Source organism: Sunxiuqinia sp. sy24, assembly GCF_052677165.1.
Map to the genome: position 1 here is coordinate 14,383 of NZ_JBQYLH010000010.1, position 20,733 is coordinate 35,115.

At 43.9% G+C, this 20,733-nt stretch carries 15 protein-coding genes and 1 riboswitch; of the genes, 7 read left to right on the plus strand and 8 right to left on the minus strand.

Annotated features, from left to right (window positions below):
- Nucleotides 1-409: 409 nt before the first annotated feature.
- A complete protein-coding gene (locus ACUNWA_RS10110; RefSeq protein ID WP_445591784.1) occupies nucleotides 410-877 on the minus strand; it encodes a superoxide dismutase [Ni] in 468 nt (155 codons plus the stop codon).
- 160 nt (nucleotides 878-1,037) lie between these two features.
- Here ACUNWA_RS10110 and ACUNWA_RS10115 point away from each other — a divergent pair, with 160 nt between their 5' ends.
- Nucleotides 1,038-1,907 (plus strand): SDR family oxidoreductase, encoded by an 870-nt coding sequence (locus tag ACUNWA_RS10115; protein WP_445591785.1) that lies wholly within the window; start codon nucleotides 1,038-1,040, stop codon nucleotides 1,905-1,907.
- A gap of 58 nt (nucleotides 1,908-1,965) precedes the next feature.
- Here the strand turns inward: ACUNWA_RS10115 and cysS are convergent, their stop codons facing one another.
- Nucleotides 1,966-3,438 carry a cysteine--tRNA ligase gene (cysS, locus tag ACUNWA_RS10120; RefSeq protein ID WP_445591786.1) on the minus strand — a complete coding sequence of 491 codons (1,473 nt, stop codon included), beginning with the start codon at nucleotides 3,436-3,438 and terminating at the stop codon, nucleotides 1,966-1,968.
- 72 nt (nucleotides 3,439-3,510) lie between these two features.
- Entirely contained in the window at nucleotides 3,511-4,932 is a 1,422-nt protein-coding gene (gene fumC / locus ACUNWA_RS10125; RefSeq protein WP_445591787.1) for a class II fumarate hydratase, read from the minus strand.
- A gap of 141 nt (nucleotides 4,933-5,073) precedes the next feature.
- Between fumC and ACUNWA_RS10130 the strand changes: the two genes are divergently transcribed.
- Nucleotides 5,074-6,480, plus strand: a complete 1,407-nt coding sequence (locus tag ACUNWA_RS10130; protein WP_445591788.1) for a radical SAM protein — start codon at nucleotides 5,074-5,076, stop codon at nucleotides 6,478-6,480.
- A gap of 56 nt (nucleotides 6,481-6,536) precedes the next feature.
- Here ACUNWA_RS10130 and selD read toward each other — a convergent pair whose 3' ends face one another.
- Together selD and mnmH are read right to left on the minus strand one after the other, a co-directional pair.
- Nucleotides 6,537-7,568 carry a selenide, water dikinase SelD gene (gene selD, locus ACUNWA_RS10135; protein ID WP_445591789.1) on the minus strand — a complete coding sequence of 344 codons (1,032 nt, stop codon included), beginning with the start codon at nucleotides 7,566-7,568 and terminating at the stop codon, nucleotides 6,537-6,539.
- Nucleotides 7,540-8,682: a tRNA 2-selenouridine(34) synthase MnmH gene (mnmH, locus tag ACUNWA_RS10140; RefSeq protein ID WP_445591790.1), complete on the minus strand. Its 1,143-nt coding sequence runs from the start codon at nucleotides 8,680-8,682 to the stop codon at nucleotides 7,540-7,542. The genes selD and mnmH overlap by 29 nt, the downstream gene beginning before the upstream one ends.
- A gap of 114 nt (nucleotides 8,683-8,796) precedes the next feature.
- Nucleotides 8,797-8,903: riboswitch (SAM riboswitch) on the plus strand.
- A 206-nt stretch (nucleotides 8,904-9,109) separates the two neighbouring features.
- On the opposite strand from mnmH, the gene ACUNWA_RS10145 reads away from it, so the two are divergent.
- The 4 genes from ACUNWA_RS10145 to metF all read left to right on the plus strand — a co-directional run bounded on the left by ACUNWA_RS10145 (nucleotide 9,110) and on the right by metF (nucleotide 14,864).
- A complete protein-coding gene (locus ACUNWA_RS10145) occupies nucleotides 9,110-9,859 on the plus strand; it encodes a UPF0280 family protein (RefSeq protein WP_445591791.1) in 750 nt (249 codons plus the stop codon).
- Between the two features lie 53 nt (nucleotides 9,860-9,912).
- Nucleotides 9,913-13,590, plus strand: coding sequence for a methionine synthase (metH, locus tag ACUNWA_RS10150; RefSeq protein WP_445591792.1), 3,678 nt, complete (start codon nucleotides 9,913-9,915; stop codon nucleotides 13,588-13,590).
- A 112-nt stretch (nucleotides 13,591-13,702) separates the two neighbouring features.
- Nucleotides 13,703-13,861, plus strand: coding sequence for a hypothetical protein (locus ACUNWA_RS10155; RefSeq protein ID WP_445591793.1), 159 nt, complete (start codon nucleotides 13,703-13,705; stop codon nucleotides 13,859-13,861).
- 49 nt (nucleotides 13,862-13,910) lie between these two features.
- A complete protein-coding gene (gene metF / locus ACUNWA_RS10160; RefSeq protein WP_445591794.1) occupies nucleotides 13,911-14,864 on the plus strand; it encodes a methylenetetrahydrofolate reductase [NAD(P)H] in 954 nt (317 codons plus the stop codon).
- Nucleotides 14,865-15,803: 939 nt separating this feature from the next.
- Here metF and ACUNWA_RS10165 read toward each other — a convergent pair.
- Both ACUNWA_RS10165 and ACUNWA_RS10170 read right to left on the minus strand, forming a co-directional pair.
- Nucleotides 15,804-16,331 carry a hypothetical protein gene (locus ACUNWA_RS10165; RefSeq protein ID WP_445591795.1) on the minus strand — a complete coding sequence of 176 codons (528 nt, stop codon included), beginning with the start codon at nucleotides 16,329-16,331 and terminating at the stop codon, nucleotides 15,804-15,806.
- A complete protein-coding gene (locus ACUNWA_RS10170; protein ID WP_445591796.1) occupies nucleotides 16,331-17,269 on the minus strand; it encodes a hypothetical protein in 939 nt (312 codons plus the stop codon). Before ACUNWA_RS10170 ends, ACUNWA_RS10165 begins: the two co-directional genes overlap by 1 nt.
- 641 nt (nucleotides 17,270-17,910) lie before the next feature.
- On the opposite strand from ACUNWA_RS10170, the gene ACUNWA_RS10175 reads away from it, so the two are divergent.
- Nucleotides 17,911-18,648: a DUF6261 family protein gene (locus ACUNWA_RS10175; RefSeq protein ID WP_445591797.1), complete on the plus strand. Its 738-nt coding sequence runs from the start codon at nucleotides 17,911-17,913 to the stop codon at nucleotides 18,646-18,648.
- 263 nt (nucleotides 18,649-18,911) lie between these two features.
- On the opposite strand, the gene ACUNWA_RS10180 is transcribed toward ACUNWA_RS10175, so the two are convergent.
- Nucleotides 18,912-20,198: a sensor histidine kinase gene (locus ACUNWA_RS10180; RefSeq protein ID WP_445591798.1), complete on the minus strand. Its 1,287-nt coding sequence runs from the start codon at nucleotides 20,196-20,198 to the stop codon at nucleotides 18,912-18,914.
- Nucleotides 20,199-20,733: the final 535 nt, after the last annotated feature.

Genomic DNA, 20,733 nt, shown 5'->3' on the forward strand with positions numbered 1-20,733 from the left:
TCTGATATCAAGTTCGATGTTCAAGAAGAGGATTAAGAGATAGGGAAAGAGATTATAGTATGAGTTGCAGAAGAAGAGAAGGCGGGCATCGAACTTCATGAATGAGAATATAAAATACGCAAATAGATATTTAGGTTTAGTTTAGGTTTAGTTGGTTTTATTAGTTTGAAAAGGGACCGTTGAAGGCGGCCCCTTTTTTTTGTCAAAAATCTCCTTGTGACTTGCCTTCAGGAGACCTTTTTCCTCTGTATTTTAATAAATGTTTTAGTCGAACGGGTTGATAACAAGAGAAATGAGAAATCCTTGAAACTGACTATTTCTTGGGCTTACTCTCAAGAGATTAATCTAGGATCAAGGATTTTTTTTGTCCTGAAATTGAATTATTCAAAATCAGGACTGGTCAATCATATTAATGCGTGTGGTTTTGGAAATAGCTGTGTGAAAACTTATCCAGTGTTGTTTTTAAACTTTCGATCACTTCCAGGTCTGTGCTTTGTTTTGCTTTCATGGAATAAACCAGTAATTGATGGAGCAGCGCCAACTGGTTGGTATATTTAGCGTAAGCTTCTACTTCTGAAGGGGAAACAGGCTTGATGCGTTGATGTAAAAAGTATTGACTTACAATATCCTGAATCTTTTTGGCGTGTTCCTCTTTGTTTACCACCCAACGAACCAGTTGGTTGTAGTTTTTATCTCCGGCTTTAGAAAGTTCATTGATTTGATTCATAGACTTTTCCAATGTTTCAATATGCTCAGCAATGAGTGTTACACGTACCGAATCGCCGTAAATGCCACAGGGGATTTCACAATGAGCAAAGCTTTTCTGACTAAAAGTAAAAAGACTGATAAAAAGAGTAAGAATAGCTAATTTTTTCATAACTAGTTTTGTTTAAATTTTTAATTCCTATCAGTAAAACAATAGTAAAACGAAGTGGTTTATTAAATTTATGATTGTTAGTCTCTAGTTACCCCTACTAGTATTGAACTGTTTCAGACATTGGACGTTGATTAAGATGGTTTAATCTTAATTAATTGTCATGAAAAAAATATTGATTACGGGCTGTAGTTCAGGGTTTGGCTATCAAGCAGCTAAATACTTGGCAGAAAAGGGACATCACGTTTATGCTACCATGCGAAAGGTGGCCGGTAATAATGCTGGAAAAGCTTCAGATTTAAAGGAATTTGCAAAGGCTAACAAGCTCAACATTGATGTTCTCGACATGGATGTTACATCTGATGAGAGCGTCAATTCTGCTGTCAAACAGATTCCGACACTAGATGTTGTTATCAACAATGCCGGATATGGATATGGCGGACCTGTGGAGGCATTTTCTTCCGAAGAAATATTACAGCAGTTAGATTTAAATATCGTTGGAACCATCCGGGTTGCTAAAGCAGTATTGCCCAAATTGCGAAAGCAAAAATCGGGTTTGATTATTCAGGTCAGCTCTACGGCTGGGAGAGGCGCTTTTCCTGGCTTTGGTGTATATCATGCCAGTAAGTGGGGACTGGAAGGAGTGAGTGAAGCCATGCGTTATGAATTAGCTCCATTGGGGATTGATGTGGTGATTGTTGAACCGGGACCATTTTCAACAAATTTCTTTGGCAACATTGTTCAGCCTAAGGATGCTGAGATTGCTTCAGCTTATGAACATGTAGCAGGATTTATTCAAGGCTTTGGTGGTCAGGTTCAAAACTTTTTTGAGGATGAGAACGCACCGACTGACCCGATGGTCGTTGTTAAGATTTTCGAAGATCTGATGAATAAGCCAGCAGGCAGTCGTCCTCTTAGAACGATTGCAGGATTGGACTTCGGTTTTCAGGCATTGAATGATGCGGTTGAGCCAATTCGAGTGGGAGCTCTTGCCGCAATGGGAGTCGGCGATTGGGATGGTCCTAAAGCCTAGTTATATCTGATTTTGAGAAAAATATGGTTGCCCGACTGATAAAATAGCCGGGCTTTTTTTATTTCAATTCCCAGCTAAAACCGTCTTTGGTATCTTTTACAACAAAGCCCAGTTTCGCCAACTCATCACGGATTTTATCGGCTGTTGCCCAGTCTTTATTGGCTTTGGCCTCCATGCGAAGTTGTAGTAATAAATCGATGGCATGTTCATACGCCTCCGAGTTTGTATTGGCTTGTTGCTCTGGTTCTTGAAGTCCGAATAAATCAAACAAAAAGGAGGAGTACAAGGATTTCAGTGTTTCCAAATCTTCAGCCGAGATACTGTTTTTTCCATCGGCAATGGAGTTGATCATTTTTACGCCATCGAACAAATGGGCAATAGCAATCGGACTGTTCAGGTCGTCATTCATAGCTTGGTAACACTTGCTTTTTAGCTCTTCAATATTTACGGTTGATGTTGCCGAACTTTCCAGTTTATCCAATGTTTCAACAGCTTTCAGTAAGCGTTCCATTCCTTTTTCTGCAGCCTGCAGGGCTTCGTTTGAGAAGTCGAGAGTGCTGCGGTATTGAGCCATCAACATAAAAAAGCGAATGGTCATCGGTTTGTAGGCTTTTTCCAGCAAGGGATGATTGCCTTCGAAAAAATCATCCAACGAAATGGCGTTTCCGAGAGATTTTCCCATTTTTTGTCCATTCAGCGTAATCATGTTGTTGTGCATCCAGTAGCGCACAGCATCGTGTCCGTTGGCTGCTTTGGCCTGAGCTATTTCGGCCTCGTGGTGCGGAAAGGTCAAATCCATTCCTCCACCATGAATGTCGAAGGTATCGCCCAGATATTTGCAACTCATGGCTGTACACTCGACGTGCCAGCCCGGAAATCCGTCGCTCCATTTTGAAGGCCAGCGCATGATGTGTTCCGGCATGGCTTTTTTCCAGATGGCAAAATCCAGCGACGAACGTTTTTCATTCTGTCCGTCCAGTTGGCGGGTGTTGGCTTGCAGGTCTTCTATTTTGCGGCCCGAAAGTTCGCCATAAGGGTAATCTTTGGCATATTTCTCGACATCAAAATAAACCGAACCATTGCTTTCATAGGCATAGCCGGCTGCCAGTATTTTTTCTACCGTTTCAATCTGCTCAATGATATGACCGGTGGCGCGGGGCTCAATGCTGGGTGGCAGAACGTTGAGCTGCTGCATGTTTTTATGGTAGTCGTTGGTATAAATCTGAACGATTTCCATGGGTTCCAGCTCTTCCAGGCGGGCTTTTTTAGCAATCTTGTCTTCGCCTTCATCGGCATCGTTTGCCAGGTGCCCTACATCGGTAATGTTGCGCACGTAGCGGACTTTGTAGCCAATGTGGGTCAGGTAGCGAAAAAGCAGGTCATAAGTCACTGCCGGACGTGCATGTCCCAGGTGGGCTTTACCATAAACAGTAGGTCCGCAAACGTACAAGCCGACTTTTCCCGGATGAAGGGGTTCAAAAACTTCTTTCTTGCGACTTAATGTATTGTAAATCTGTAGCTGATTTTCCATGGTTTCGAGAAATTTGTGCAAAGGTAAAAATTTCTGCTCAACTGTGGCTAAATGAGCCGATGAGAGTCACCGTCAAAGTGAAAACTTGCTGGATGAATCGTTTATTTTTCCCACCATCTTTTGCGGATCGACCCATTCGTCAAATTGCTCAGCAGTTAATAAACGCAGCTCGAGTGCTGCTTCTTTCAAGCTTTTATTCTCGGCATGCGCTTTTTTGGCAATTATCGCTGCTTTTTCATAACCAATGTGCGGATTGAGTGCGGTTACCAGCATCAGTGAATTCCAGAGGTGGGCATCAATTCGTGCTTGATTGGCTTGAATGCCAACAACACAGCGGTCGTTAAACGATTTACAGGCATCGCCCAACAAATTGGCCGACTGCAAAAATGCATGGATCATGACCGGTTTGAACACATTAAGCTCAAACTGGCCGTTCGATCCGGCAATGGAAATGGTGGTGTCGTTGCCCATCACCTGAGCACAAACCATGGTGAGTGCTTCCACTTGGGTGGGATTGACCTTACCGGGCATGATGGAAGAGCCGGGCTCGTTGGCCGGGATGGTAATTTCGCCAATTCCCGCGCGTGGGCCCGAGGCCAGCAAGCGGATGTCATTGGCAATTTTCATCAGGCTTACGGCAAGTTGTTTTAGTGCCCCGTGTGCTTCCACGATCGCGTCGTGGGCTGCCAGCGATTCAAATTTATTTTTAGCAGTTATAAAAGGCAAGCCGGTTAATGTTGCAATGGTTTTGGCCACTTCTTCGGCATAGCCCTTGGGTGTATTGAGCCCGGTTCCAACAGCCGTTCCACCCAAGGCCAGTTCCGACAGATGGGGGAGCGTGTTTCGCAGCGCTTTCAAGCCATGATTGAGTTGCGAAACGTAGCCGGAGAACTCTTGTCCCAGGGTGAGCGGTGTGGCGTCCATCCAGTGCGTGCGACCGATTTTAACCATGGACATCATCGCTTCAGACTGCTTATGGAGGGTATCCCGTAGCAGTTCCACCTGCGGAATGGTATGTTTTACCATTGTTTGGTATGCGGCAATGTGCATGGCCGTGGGAAAGGTGTCGTTGGATGATTGCGATTTGTTGGCATCATCATTGGGGTGAATTGGCGACTTTCCTTCTCCCAAATGGTTTCCCGTCAGCACATGTGCCCGGTTTGAAATCACTTCGTTGACATTCATGTTGGATTGTGTTCCTGAGCCAGTTTGCCAAACTACCAGTGGGAATTCAGCATTCAGCTCTCCGGAAATAATCTCATCGCAAACCTGTTGGATCAGCTTACTTTTTTTGGGGGGTAAAACCCCTAATTTTTCATTGGTAAGGGCCGCCGCTTTTTTCAGATAACCAAAAGCATGAATAATTTCCATTGGCATGCTGGCTGCCGGTCCAATCCGAAAGTTCTCAATGGAGCGCTGGGTTTGTGCTCCCCAATATTTATCAGCGGGCACGCTAACTTCACCCAAGGTATCCTTTTCTATTCTGAAATTCATAATCAGCTTGTTTTGGTTCTATCTATTCAGACAAGCCAGTTCATGATTTGTTTGGTCTTCAATATATCCACAAAAATGCAAGAGGGTGTTTTTTCAATTCAAAATGAAACTATATTTACGGCCAGTTATTTGATGTTTTGAATGAATAGGTTAACACCTTTAAAAGAGCGGCACCTGCTGAGGAATCAGGAGGAGTACCAGGTGAAATACAATTATTTGAAATTTCCGTCACCGGAAGAAGCAGCGACTGCTATGCAAGAACGACAAACGATTTTGTCGGCCATTGAAAGCAGGGTCAAGTGGGGATTTCATAACAGCAAAGTAGATGTGACAAAACTTTCAAAGGGATGTCAGCTTTGTGGAGAGGGACAGTGGTCTTGTCTTTTTATCAACAACCTGTGCAATGGGAAATGTTTTTATTGTCCCACACAGCAATCCGATCTGGGCAAGCCGCAGACCAATACGCTGACGTTTGACGATCCGCTGAACTATGTGGACTACATTCGTCGGTTTGGTTTTAAAGGAGTCAGTATTTCGGGGGGTGAGCCGCTGGTTTCGTTTGAGAAAAGCTTGGCTTTTGTGCAGGCGGTAAAAGACGCTTTTGGCGATGAAGTGTACGTTTGGTTATATACCAATGGCATTTTGCTGACCGAAGAAAAAGTGGCAGCCTTAAAACAGGCGGGCTTGAATGAAATGCGCTTCGACATTGGTGCAACGGAGTACAAAACCGATAAAATAAAGCTGGCTGTCGGACAGATTCCGGTGGTTACGGTTGAAATTCCGGCTGTTCCGCAGGAAGAAGCATTGCTGAAAGAGAAAATACGGGAATTGCATCAGTTGGGAGTCAATCATCTGAATTTTCATCAGATGCGCCTTACTCCCTATAACTTCAACCAACTTGTTGAGCACGATTACACCTACACGCATGGTGAAAAGGTGACTGTGATGGAGTCGGAGCTGACTGCTTTGCGCCTGATTCAGTTTACCTTGGATGAACGCATTGATCTGCCCATTAACTATTGTTCGTTTGTTTATAAAAACCGGCATCAGAAGTCGGCCAATCGTATAAAACATGCACCATTGGTAGTTAAGCCCTGGGAAAAAGTGACCGAAAACGGCTTTATCCGTCGTTTGTTTGTGAAGCTTCCTATGGAAAAGGAGCCAACTGTTTTGGCAGCTTTGGAGTCTTTGATTGAGCAGCAATTGGCTTTTTATCATCCGCAAAAGCGGGAACTGAGCTTTCACCACTACATTTTAGATGAAATTAAAGAACTGGCTTTGCCCATTTTGTTGGAGTACCATGTCAGCCACATTTTCCCGCAGGAAACAGGAATCAATGAATTTGACACTATTCCCCTGAATGATGAGCACCAGGTGGTGATTGAACGACGCCCGGCCATTTTAGCCATTGAGTTGGATATCGTCATGCTTCAACTGTTGGAAGACCTGATTGATGGGCAGCTGAGCTACCAGGAATCTGACTCGAAGGCGATTCAGGAAATCATGACCCACGAATTTATCCCGGAAGGTCTGGGAGAATATTATTGATTGAAGGATCCGGTCTTTCCGACAGACCGGATTCCTAAATACGCTTGTTCAGGCTGTTAAACCACCCGGATCAGATTATCTTGCGGAGCGACCAGTTGCCCAAATGGTTCTGCCTTGATGTTGTGGCTTTTCAGAATTTCCTGCACCTGTGGCAGGGCATCCGGTTCAACCGCCAACAGTAATCCGCCACTGGTTTGTGCATCGCACAGCAGCAGTTTGTCCGACTCATTTTTCAGTTTCACCATGCTGCCATAGCTATCCCAATTTCGGCATGTCCCACCCGGGATACAGCCTAATTCGATATACTCAGCTACTTCGGCAAAGCGCGGAACCCTGTCCAGCTCAACCTCAGCTGATAGCTGGCTTCCTTCACACAGTTCGGTTAAATGACCTAGCAAGCCAAAGCCAGTAACATCAGTCATTGCCTTGATGCCCGGAACAGCGGCCAGTTCAAAGCCCACCTTGTTGAGTTGCATCATGGAGTTAGGAGCCAGGTGTTGGTGCTCCGCTTTTAACTTCCCTTTTTTCTGCGCTGTGGATAACACGCCCACACCCAAGGGTTTGGTTAGTAGGAGTTGGCAGCCTTTGGTGGCTGTGTCATTTCGTTTCAGTTGGTCCAAAGCAACCTGGCCGGTAACGGCCAAGCCGAAGATAGGCTCGGGACTGTCGATGCTGTGTCCTCCTGCCAGCGGAATGCCCGCTTCCTGGCAGGTCTCGCGTCCGCCTTCCAATACTTGTTGGGCAATTTCCGGTGCTAGTTTATTTATGGGCCAGCCCAAAATAGCAATGGCCAGCAGGGGCTTGCCGCCCATGGCATATACATCGCTGATGGCATTGGCTGCCGCAATTTTTCCAAAAGTGAATGGATCATCCACAATGGGCATAAAGAAGTCGGTGGTGCTGATGATGGCGGTTCCGTCCTGCATATCGTAAACTGCGGCATCATCGCGGCTGTCGTTGCCAACCAACAGGTTGGGCGTGTTAAAAGGAGCCAGATTTGTTTGAAGGATGGAACTGAGAACTTTGGGAGATATTTTGCAGCCACAGCCGGCGCCGTGACTATACTGCGTGAGTTTTATTTCGTTCATGTTTTTCGACTAATGTGATAAGTGTTTTTGCATTATTTTCGTGATTCATGTCGGGCAGCGGAATCAAACGCACGAATTCCTGGTTACGATTTTGTACCCCTTTCAAGTATGCTTTGTCGTAGTATTGAAGAGCCAAAAGAGCAACCTCATAAAATTTCTGTTGGGCAAGATATTCATGAGCCATTTTTACATTTTGACCCCCCAGCCGCTTAGCAATGCCATTGATGGCGTAGGCCAGCTCCGGCGTTTCGCAAGCCGTATATTGTTTCACCAGGTGCTGTGCCCGTTGTTCTCTTGATAATTGAATAAAATAGACCATTTGTTCGCGCATCTGTCGAAATAGCGGGATCGGGATTTTCACTTTCCCAATACAATGACTTTCATCTTCCAGCCAGATTGGTTTTTGGAAATCGAGCTGACGAAACTGCTCAAACAAGTTGTTTTCAAACTGCTCCACGGTTGGTTGTGCCGTTTCGCCAATCGCTCCAAAAGCTGATCCTTTATGGTGAGCCAGCCCTTCCAGATCGATGACTTGCTCGCCTAGTTGCTGAATAGCCCTAAGTAAATAGGTTTTGCCACTGCCAGTATAGCCACCCAGAATGCGCAGTTGGAAAGGCTGTTCAAAGAAGTTAAGCACATAATTCCGATAAGCTTTATAACCACCGGTAATGACGTACACTTCGTCAAAACCATTGGTATGCAGATGCTCAGCAAAGGCATGGCTGCGCATCCCCCCGCGCCAGCAATGTACAGCAACAGACGAGTCTCCGGCTACTTTTCGACTCTCGCTAACAAACCAGTCCAGCTTCGGCGTAACAAACTGATAGCCCAGCGCAACGGCTTTTTCGCGCGATTGCTGCACGTAAACAGTGCCCACTTGAGCCCGTTCGTCATTCGAAAACAAGGCAATATTGGTGGCACCCGGAAGGCGGCCTTTTTCAAATTCACCCGGCGAACGCACATCAATCAGTGGTAACCGATGCTCCTGGCTATAAAAATCATGGATGCTGATTTCAGTAATCATGACTGCAAAAGTAGCTGATTTTCGGTGAGGAAAGAAATGGGAAAATAAAATATCAGAGCCCTGATTGCCAATTTCAGGTCGTACTATCAATTGCTTTAGTGTGCCTGTTATTTTAAAGCTTAGGCCCTCTAATGCTTGATAATTATCAGTTTTGACACTACATTTGCATGAAATTATCAAATATTCCCATCGTTTGGGGATTCTTGGTTATAAGGAAGAGTGGAGAGAGCGGGCTCCTGGAAACTCTGGCAACCCTCTGTTCAACAATGGAAACGGTGCCAAAACCCGGCCGGAAAACGGAATTATAATTGATATTAAAAAATGAAACGAGTGAAGAAACAAGCAAATTCCTTATTCCTGCTGAGCTGTATGCATTTCGCAAACAGCTGCATGCGCTAATCGGCGCAAGATACTTTCCTTTTACTAGAAAATGGTCCTGACATGGTGATGAGTTCTCAGAGGATTCGAAACTCAGGTGTAGGACAATAAGTTATAATCTTTCATAGAACAAGAACGAATGCTATTTGAACCCAAAACATACCGCAACAGCTTTTCGAGCGAACGTTTCCAATCGTTTGTAATTACCTACAAAGAGGCGGATCTTTGGATCGGAATTGATCCCGATTCGTACAAGGAGGAAATGGTGGAGTTGGCATCAGAAAAGCTTAAAGAAATTAGTGATGAGCTGGAGCAATACATGGCCAAAGACAGCTTTTTCAAAAAGAGCTTAAAGCCATGCCCGGTTCAGGAAAATGCGCCCGAGATAGCCAAAGTGATGGCTGCAGTTGCTGAAAAGGCAGGAGTGGGGCCAACGGCTGCCGTGGCAGGAATGTTCAGTGAGTTGATTGGGCAAGCCCTTTTGAAGAACTTTTCGATTAACGAACTGGTTGTTGAGAACGGCGGTGATTGCTACCTGAAACTGCAAAAATCACTCGTTATGACTATTTTTGCCGGCGAGTCGCCGCTGTCGGGCATGGCAGGCCTGGAAATTTTGCCAGAACAAACGCCGCTGGGTATTTGTACTTCCGCTGGAACAAGTGGTACCTCACGCAGCTTCGGTAAGGCCGATGCTGTGATGATAGCATGTAAAGAAACGGCCTTGGCCGATGCTTTTGCTACCAGTATTGGCAATTTGATTAAGAAGCCGACAGATGTTGAAAAGGTATTGAAACGAACCGAACGCTTTGAGGAAATTATCTCAGCGGTATTGATTTGTGAAGATCAGATTGGTATTCGGGGCGAGTTTGAATTAAATATATTAGGCTGAAACGGAAATGATTACAAGACTTTAGGTTCGCCGATCACTAAAAACATACGAGGATGATAAGGAAAAACGACATACGCGAGGAGTTAAAAAGCAGGGTGCTGGTGTTGGATGGAGCCATGGGAACCATGATTCAGAAGCACTCATTAACGGAGGATGATTTCCGAAACGAGGACATGGCAGCCATGAAGAATGATTTGTTTGGAAATAACGATTTCCTGTCACTCACCCGACCGGATGTCATTCGGGGCATTCATGCTGAATTTTTGGAGGCAGGTTCTGACATATTGGAAACCAATACCTTCAATGCCAACCGTATTTCGCAGGCCGATTACCACACCGAAAAGTGGGTGTACGCTATGAATAAAGCATCGGCTGAGCTGGCCCGTAAAGTGGCTGATGAATACACGCAAAAAGACCCCTCGAAACCGCGTTATGTTGCCGGAGCACTCGGACCAACCAATAAAACCCTGTCACTTTCGCCCGATGTGAACGATCCGGGTTATCGCGCCGAATCGTTTGATGGCATCAAAGAGGCCTATCGGGAGCAGTTGGAAGGTTTGCTGGATGGTGGTGTGGACCTGTTGCTGGTGGAAACCATCTTCGATACCCTGAATGCCAAGGCTGCCCTTTTTGCGATTGAGGAAGAGCTGGAGAAACGCGGTCAACGGCTGCCGGTGATGGTTTCAGGTACTATTACCGACGCCAGCGGACGAACCTTATCGGGTCAAACCGTAGAGGCTTTTCTGAACTCCATGCGTCACATCGACTTGCTGAGCATCGGGCTAAACTGCTCGTTGGGAGCCAAAGATATGCGTCCTTATTTGGAAGAGCTGGCGAAAAAAGCACCCTTCTACATCAGTGCGTATCCCAATGCCGGTTTGCCGAACCAGTTTGGCGAATACGACGAAACGCCCGAAGAAATGGCTACCCAGGTGAAGGATTTTCTGGACAACCATTTTGTGAATATCATTGGGGGCTGTTGCGGAACAACGCCTGATCATATCCGGAAATTTGCCGGAATAGCAGCGGCCTCTCAACCGCATATCAAACAAAAAAACGATGAATTAACCCGGTTCAGCGGACTGGAGCCGGTAACCATCACCCCCGAAACCAATTTTGTGAACATTGGTGAACGCTGTAATGTGTCGGGATCACGCAAATTTGCCCGCCTCATTCGGGAAGAGAAATTTGAAGAAGCGCTGGCGGTAGCCCGCGACCAGGTGGAAGACGGCGCCCAGGTGATTGATGTGAACCTGGACGATGCGATGCTGGATGCCAAAAAAGAAATGGTGCGGTTCCTGAACCTGTTGATGGCCGAACCCGATATTGCCAAGTTGCCGGTGATGGTCGATTCCTCGAAGTGGGAGGTGATTGAAGCCGGACTGAAATGCTTGCAGGGTAAAGCGATCGTGAACTCCATCAGCATGAAGGAAGGGGAGGAGCAGTTTCTGGAGCAAGCGCAAAAGATTAAACGTTATGGTGCTGCGGTGGTAGTTATGGCTTTTGATGAAAAAGGCCAGGCCGACAACTACGAGCGGCGCATTGAAATATGTGAACGTGCCTACAAACTGTTGACCAAGAAAATCAATTTCCCGGCTGAAGATATCATTTTCGACCCCAATATTCTGACCATTGGAACCGGAATGGAGGAGCACAACAATTACGCGGTGGACTTTATCAATGCCATTCGCTGGATTAAAGAAAACCTGCCACATGCCAAAACAAGTGGTGGGGTGAGCAACGTGTCGTTCTCCTTCCGCGGAAACAACCTGGTGCGCGAAGCCATTCACTCGGTATTTCTGTTTCATGCCATTAAAGCCGGGCTCGACATGGGGATTGTGAACCCGGGGATGTTGCAGATTTACGACGAAATTCCGAGGGACTTGCTTGAGTATATCGAAGATTTGGTGATGAACCGGCGCCCGGATGCAACGGAGCGTTTGCTCGAATTTGCACAGGATTTAAAAGCAGATCCAAACAAGGTTGTCCGTAAAGATGAGTGGCGTGAGTTGCCGCTTGAAAAACGTCTGGAGCATGCGCTGGTGAAAGGATTACCTGATTATATCGAAATTGATTTGGCCGAGGCCTTGCCGCATTATCAGCCGACTTTAAATATCATTGAAGGCCCGCTGATGGATGGCATGAACGTGGTAGGCGACCTGTTTGGATCAGGAAAAATGTTCCTGCCACAGGTGATTAAATCGGCCCGGGTGATGAAGAAAGCTGTAGCCTTCCTGTTGCCTTACGTCGAGGCCGACAAGGCGAAGTTTAAGAACCAGCAAAGTAACCAAAAAAAGGTGCTGATGGCCACCGTAAAGGGCGACGTGCACGACATTGGTAAAAATATTGTTGGCGTGGTGCTGGGCTGTAACAACTACGAAGTGATTGACTTGGGCGTGATGGTTCCAACCGAAAAGATTTTGGAAACGGCCATAAAGGAACAGGTCGACATTATTGGCTTGAGCGGCTTGATTACCCCATCGCTTGAAATTATGGCCAGTGTTGCCGTTGAAATGGAGCGTCAGAATTTCCATGTTCCGCTGTTAGTTGGAGGGGCAACCACGTCAAAAATTCATACGGCCGTGAAAATTGAACCTCACTATTCGCATCCGGTGGTGCATGTCAAAGATGCCAGCCGCACGGTGAATGTGGTAGCCAATTTGTTGGCAAACAACCAGGAGTATATTCAGTCGGTAAAAGATGAATATGCCAAAATTCGCGAGTTTCACGGGCAGAAGAAGAAAAAGGAATACCTGACTTTAGAAGAAGCCCGTGCCAATAAGTTCCGGATTGACTGGAGTAAAAATGAGATTTACAAACCCAAACAAACTGGGGTTTTCGAGCTGATTGACTTTCCGATTGAAGAATTGCGGAAGTACATCGACTGGAACTTTTTCTTCTTTGTATGGGAGTTACGCGGTAAGTTCCCCGACATTCTGGAGGATGAGCGCCAAGGAGAGCAGGCTCGCAAGGTTTATGAAGATGCCCAGCTAATGCTCGACGAAATTATTGAAAAGAAAATGATTCAGGCGAATGGTATTTATGCCATCTGGCCGGCTCATACCGAAGGCGACGACATTGTGTTGTTTGAAGATGAAGCACGCCGTAAAGAGCTTGGTCGTTTTTATCATTTGCGTCAGCAGGAGAAGAAGCGCGAAGGTTCGCCTAACTTCTGCCTGTCGGATTTTGTGGCACCCAAAGAGGTTGATAAAACCGACTACTGCGGGGCGTTTGCCGTCACTGCCGGTATTGGCATTGAAAAATGGATGACTGAATACAAAGCCGATCACGACGATTATAAAGCCATTATGCTGGAAGCGCTGGCCGACCGTTTGGCCGAGGCCTTTGCCGAGTTGCTACACGAAAAAGTGCGTCAGGAATACTGGGCGTATGCTCCGGATGAAAACCTTTCGTGGGATGATATTTTAAAGACAAAGTACCAGGGAATACGCCCGGCCATGGGCTATCCGGCTTGTCCCGAACACCACGAAAAGGAGAACCTGTTCAACATCCTTGGTGCCGAAAAAATTGGCATCACCCTGTCGGAGCATTACGCCATGTATCCTACAGCAGCGGTGTGCGGGCAGTTTTTTGCCCATCCCGAATCACGCTATTTCAGTCTCGAAAAAATTGGGAAAGACCAGGTGGAAGATTACGCCAGTCGCAAGAGTGTTTCGTTAGATTTGGTGGAGCAGTTTTTACCCGTTAACCTGAATTATAAAGGAGTGTAAAGCAGCAACAGGAAGTCGTCCTGAACTTGTTTCAGGATCTCTAACTCAAAAAGGATAAACCCTGAAATGAATTCAGGCTGACACTTGTAAAGAGGAATAAAATTAATAGATCATGAAGAATTCGGCTGGAAAATTTGTAATTGCCTTCGTTTTAGGAATGGTGCTTATGTTTGTGTTGGATATGGTTTTTCATTTCAACAATTCGATTGAAAAGGAACTGGAACGCGAAGCCCAAAGAGCTCAAAAGAAAATAGAAAACATTTTTAAATAATCAGAGTAAATGAACATATGGTTCACAACTCGAAACGTACGACCCGACTATGAAAGTAATAGATATCATCAATCAGAGCGATCAAACGGTTTTCTCATTTGAATTGCTTCCCCCTTTGAAAGGGAATGATGCCAGTAATATTTACCGGACCATCGAGAGCTTGGTGGATTACGATCCTAAGTACATCAACATTACCACGCACCGGGATGAGATGGTTTTTAAAGAGTTGGCGGATGGAAGCATTGAAAAACGTACCGTTCGCAAACGCCCCGGAACGGTAGCCATTGCGGCTGCTATTCAACACAAATACGGCATTCCGGTGGTGCCCCATATTTTGTGTGGTGGCTTTTCAAAAAGCGAAACCGAACACGTGCTGATTGATCTGAATTTTATGGGAATCAGCAATGTGCTGGCTTTGCGTGGCGACGGCCTGAAAACTGATAACATGTTTCGGCCCAACGCCGATGGGCATGCCAATGCCAACGAGTTGGTAGAGCAGATTGTGAACTTGCGCGAAGGCAAGTACCTGGAACCTGACCTGAAAAACAACTCGCCGCTGGACTTCTGTGTTGGTGTGGCAGGCTATCCGGAGAAGCATTTTGAATGCCCCAATTTCGACACCGACATGGCTTATTTGAAGCGAAAGGTTGATGCCGGAGCCGACTACATTGTTACCCAGATGTTTTTCGACAACCAGGTATACTACAATTTTGTGGACAAATGTCGGGCAGCAGGCATCAATGTGCCCATTATCCCGGGTATTAAACCCATCAATTTGAAGAATCAGCTGACGGTGCTACCTAAGATTTTTAGTATTGATTTACCACAGGAACTGGCGACCGAACTGGCCAAATGTAAAAGTAACGACGATGCCAAAGTGGTGGGTACTGAATGGGCCATTTACCAGTCGAAAGACCTGGTGGCCAATAAAGTGCCCAGCTTACACATGTACACTTACGGTGTGTCGGACAATGCCCGTAAAATTGTGGAAGCCGTGTTTTAAAAGGCTGTAAAAGAGAATAAATATACAGGAATCCGGTCTTTAAAGGCCGGATTTTTTGTTGGGAGAAATATTGTGTTGCAGGAGAATTCTCAGGCGTACATTTTCCATTGTAAATGGGGCGTTGCCCCTGAACCCCAGTTCCTTTTTTGCCTTGATGCCAAAAAGGAACCAAAAAAGATCAAGGCTGACCAGTCTTTTGAACGAAAATGACGGGTCAGTCACTCCCCGAAAACCAACTCCTCCCGCTGGTCGTCAAACAGGGTTTTCTTAGCGAGTCCCTGCGCGGATTCCTTTCCTTGTTTTCTAGCTCAAAAGCCTCGTAGGCCGTCCGAACCGCCCCAACCGTAGCGTCATTCTGAACTTGTTTCAGAATCTGCCAGCGAGTTATTGGATGAAAGGATTGCGGAAAGCTAACTGCTTGCGGGCTAAAGGGCAGTTTAAAATGCGTTTTTCGCATCTACAAATGGGGCGTTGCCCCTGAGCCCCAGTTCCTTTTTTGCCTTGATGCCAAAAAGGAATCAAAAAAGATCAAGGCTGACGAGTCTTTTGAACGAAAACGACGGGTCAGTCACTCCCCGAAAACCAACTCCTCCCGTTGGTCGTCAAACAGGGTTTTCTTAGCAAGTACCTGCGCTGTATCCTTCCCTTGTTTTCTAGCTCAAAAGCCTGGTAGGCCAACCGAACCACCCGACTCGAAGCGTCATTCTGAACTTGTTTCAGAATCTTGGTTTCCTGTTACTTCAAGCCCAATTGTTGCTCCCGTGCGATTGTATCGCGTGGTTAAGGCTAGCTGGAAATACTACACGATACAATCTTGGGCAGCGGGAGGATTGCATCGCGTGGGCAAGGTTGATAAGAAGAGGTAGAGGGTGAAATCGTGCGATAGCATTCGCTGATTTATGACGGCTTGTTTCCAACTGGGTTTTCTTTAGGAGAAATTCATAATTGCTTTTTCTTTATCTTTTCAGATACAAATTGTGATTTTGCCCAAAATAGCCCCCCGCCAATGATAAATATAAATGAAATAATAAGCATCCAGGTTTTATAACTTCTATATTTGTTAATCTGAGATTGTATTAGTTGTATTTTTTTTCGATTGTAGGATTGAATTGTTGATTTAGTAAGAATTATCTTTTTTTTGGGAGAAAGAAGTTCATATTTCTTTTCAATTTTATTCTTTATGTTGATAATATCAGCTTCATGATTACCTTTTTTACGTAAGCTTTTAAATTCTAATTTACTACTATCAATATCTGCACTTAAATGATAAATCTCTTTAGTTGTTAACTTGGCTTCTAAATTTAAAAGCAATGAATCTTGCTCAAATTTGAGTTTATCAAGCTCAAGTTGATTTTGCATGTGAGTTGGATAAAAAAGAGCAATTAAGCAAATAATTATGCCTGATAATGTGATAAACTTAAAAAAATTATCACTTGAGGAAATTGTATTTAAAGGAGTCAAATCCATTATAAACTGTCTAATTCAAACTTATCGGTTTCCAATTTTTCAAAAGCACGCAGACAAGTATCAACGACCTGAGAATGTTCTTCTTGCAGGCTTTCGAAATTGGTTTTTGTTTGATTATCTAAATTTAAATCATCTTTATTGGTACATGAAGCAAAACTTAAGAAAGCTGCTAAAATCATTAAGTTACGACCTTTTGATATAATTTCAATATTTCCTGGCGACTGAAGCTGAAGTTTTATAGCTGTGCTATGTATATCTTCAGCAAGTTCAAAATTTGCGTTTATTATGGCTGAGAGTTTTTCAATACTTCCGACCAAGTCTGTAAATGCCCGAAGATTTATATTATCAGCCAAGTTAACGTCTATAACATAATGAGCATACTCACCTCTTTTATACAAATGATTTAAAACGTTATCAATGTATGGCTGAAAACTTTTTACCTCACTAATAGTGTGCATGTTTCTTTTAATAAATCTAAGATGTGGGTCAAAAGAATTAATATTTCCGCTTTTATGCCATTTTACTTCTCTTCTTTTGTGGTAGATGCAATCGTTTTCCCCATCAATATTTACATAGATGTGATTTTGAATAATTTCACCAAAAGCTAAGCTACCAGAACCTTCATTTGGAATAACAATAATATCACCTTCACTTAGGTCATTAAAGCGGACAATCTTGTTATAAATTCCAGAAATTTTCATTTTATATGAAACATCAGATTGCTCAGGGCTTTGAGGCTCATGTTGTGATATTTTAGCTTTAACTTCTTCTTCTGATGAATTAACAATGTCATGAACTGTAATATAATTCCAACCTATTGCAATAAAATTATTTTCCAAATATGTATCATAATATTGCCCATTATCTGTTCTTACAAACCAATATCTTCTTTCTTTCTCTTCGCTTTCAATTTGTTCAATAAAATCTTGAATTGTCATAGTATTTGTTTAGCCTTATAATGTAATTGTGCTTTAAAGTAAGTATTCATCAGTAGTGTTTTTTTTACTCCTATTATTTTATACACTTGCAGTAATCTTTAAGCTGCTTCCGCACGATTGCTTCGCCTACTTACGTTTACCTTGAAATGCTACATGATAGCCTCTACTGAAACGGGAGCCAATTTAGCAAAACAAACTGATCATAAGCTCATTTTTTCAAAAGTTTTTGAGTCATTTTCATTTTTTGGGGTGCTGGCTGAGGCTCAGAAAAGTTGCCTGAGGTTCAGTTCTGCCCAGCCGAGGCTCAGCTGGCTTGTTTTTGATTGAGTTCTGTTCAGCTGAGGCTCAGCCGGGCTGTTTTTGTTCCGGTTCTGCTTAGCTGAGGCTCAGCCGGCTTGTTTTTGTTTCAGTTCTGCTTAGCTGAGGCTCAGCTGGGGTGCCTTTAATTGGTTTGGGCTTAGCTGAGGCTCAGCCGGAGTCAAAAAATGGCAAGGCACCCAAGCCGTAGCTTGTATCGGGTATTTCGCTTGATTTTCAATCGAAAAGGCAGCTTAAAAAAGGCAATTTATCAGTAGAAATGTTTTTTATTTCATCAGAAGGTCATAACTTGTAGTTAATTATAAACATAAAACGACCTAACGATGAAACATTTTCTAGAATCTTTGCGCGTTTCTGCGCTTTCGAACCTCGAAGCAGGCCAATTAGTTAACCGTCATTTAGCCGATTTAGGAACGATTGATCAGGCTCTGATGACCGATGAGCCATTTAACAACTACATGAGTAAGTTAAGTGATCATAGTGATTTGTTCGAGAAGGCCATGGCACAGATCAGGGCGAGTGAAATAACCCTGAATATTGCCAATGCCGATACCAAACGCGATAAGTCGAACCAGGCCTGCCGGCGATGTTTGGCCCTTTATGCCCTTTCGGACGACCCGGAGGAAGTGGCTGCCAGCCGCAGCCTGAACCTGATTTTCAAAAACTTTAGAAATTTGCCCAACCTGAATTACGAAGCCGAAACGATTGCCATTGACAAATTGATCAGCGATTTAGAAGAACCAACGGCTGCGGCGCATGTCAGTACCCTAAACATGGAGCGCTATATTACGCGTTTAAAGGCCGACAATGAAGCTTTTAAAGTGTTGTTTGGTCAGCGTATTCAAACCGAAGCCCAAACGGAAGATTACGATATGAAGACCATTCGCCGGGAAACCTTTCAAACCTATCGGGATTTCTGCAATTACGTGTTGGCCATGGCTAAGGCCCAAGGCACTCCGTTGTTTGAAGAGGCCCTGGATTTAATCAACGCCGGACGAAATTACTACGCGAATATGTTAGCCCGCCGAAATCCGAAAGAAGAAGCCTTAAGTCCGAACTAATAAGGTGAAATATCCTCATTTTCTATGAAAATAAACCCGCCGGTTTTCACTGGTGGGTTTGTTTTTTGTGATCGCTGCTTTCGCAGGCTTGCATCCTTGCTTTGCGCTTTCTTCGCGCCTTTGCGGTTATTAGCGTGGTCAAGCTTAGCAGGAAATACCACACGATACAATCGTGCGGCTGCGGGTGGTTCTAGCATTTTGGCTCTTGACTCTCTTCAATCCAATCATCCAAACATCGAGCAATCTGAGAATCCGATCTGAATCTAAGCAGATGCTGACCTTGGAATAGTAAATTTAAATGTGCTACCCTTATTTTCTTCGCTTTCAATTATAAGCTCTCCACTCTGTTTTTCTATAAGCTCCTTCGTGATAATTAACCCTAGTCCTACACTTGTTTCTCCGTTTGAACCCTTACGATTCGTACTGACCTCGTGTAAAAATAAATTATCAAGAATTATTTTATTCATCCCAATTCCACTGTCTTTTACAATTAGTAAAAGGTTCTTATTCTTAGACTTTTCTACAGTAATACGAATTTCTCCATTGTTTGGAGTGAACTTTATCGCATTCGAAATTAGATTTCGTAGGATTATTCTCAGCGCGTTGATGTCGGCAAAAGCGTACAAATTATTCGCGACCTGGATTTCAATGTTAATATTCTTTTTCGTGTAGTTCTCCTTATGAAAATGTGTGATTTCGTCAATAACATCTTTTAGATTAACCTTTTGTGGGTTTATGGTGACTTTGTTCATTTGAATTTTCCCCCACTCTAAAAGTGATTCAAGTAACTGGTAGGTTTTCTTTGTTTCTTGATTTAGTAGTTCAGAGCATTCTTTAAACTCTTCTAATGTGATAGCTGCCGATTTATCAGCCATTATCTCAGTAAGGCTCATAATATGACTAAATGGCCCTCTTAAATCATGTGCAATTACATTAAAAAACAAGTCTTTGTTTTCATTTGATTTCTTCAATTGCGCATGGCTAACGCATAGTGTTTTTTTGAAAAAACTGATAAAAACAAAACATGCTACAGAGGAAGCCAGATAGCCAAATGCTAAATCTAATTCCTCAATTGTACGATTGTTGTATTCAGTAATAACTTTATCGGAGAATGTGTATTCGAGGACAAACAATATAACGATGTTGGCAAGGGTGATCAATAGCATTAATAGATGGTGCTTGCGTTTGGAGAGGCTTATGAAAGTTACCAGTGCAACAATATAAAGGGCAGGAGTAGACCCACTTATACCTCCGCTGTTGATATACAACAATGATAGGAAGGATAGTGTTATAAGCGCATAAACAAACGGATTATAGATTTGCTTGTATCGTGCAAAATGGAAAAGAAAATAGTAGAGGATAATATAGCTCCCAATAATTACATTCATATGTAATGACAGGCCGATGATGGAATTCCAAATGACTCCGACGATGCACGAAAATAAGCCGACAAGAGAGGCAATAATAAAAACTCTTTGTTCGAGGTTAAATGAATTTTTCGGGCCAAAGATTAGAGTGTATATATTCTTGGTATTTTTGAGGCTAATCATAATTTTATCTGTCTATTTTCTGTTGGATAATTTTGATCTGATCGGTGATATTGAAAGGACCTGCAAGTATACTAAAAATAGCTATGCCTTTTCTGCTGGCATAGATTTGAAAAATCAATAATATTCACTGCATTGCTCCTGCTTGATTGCATCGCCTGGTCAAGTCTTTCTGGAAATGCCAGATGATAGAATTGTGCAGCAGTGGGGGGCGTTGTCCCTGAACCCCAGTTTCTTTTTTGCCTTGATGCCAAAAAAGATCAAGGCTGACCAGTCTTTTGAACGAAAAAGACGGGTCAGTCACTTCCCGAAAACCAACTTCTCCCGCTGGTCGTCAAACAGGTTTTTCTTAGCGCAGTACCTGCGCGGATTCCTTTCCTTGTTTTCTAGCTCAAAAGCCTTGTAGGCCACTCTTTTCTTTTTAGAAGAAAGGCACAGGCATGGGAGAAGGGAGAGCCATCTGTACAGTCTTGGCTCATGCTTCCTGGCTTTTGGTTCTTCAAATCCAATCATCCGATGATCCAGCAATCTGAGAATC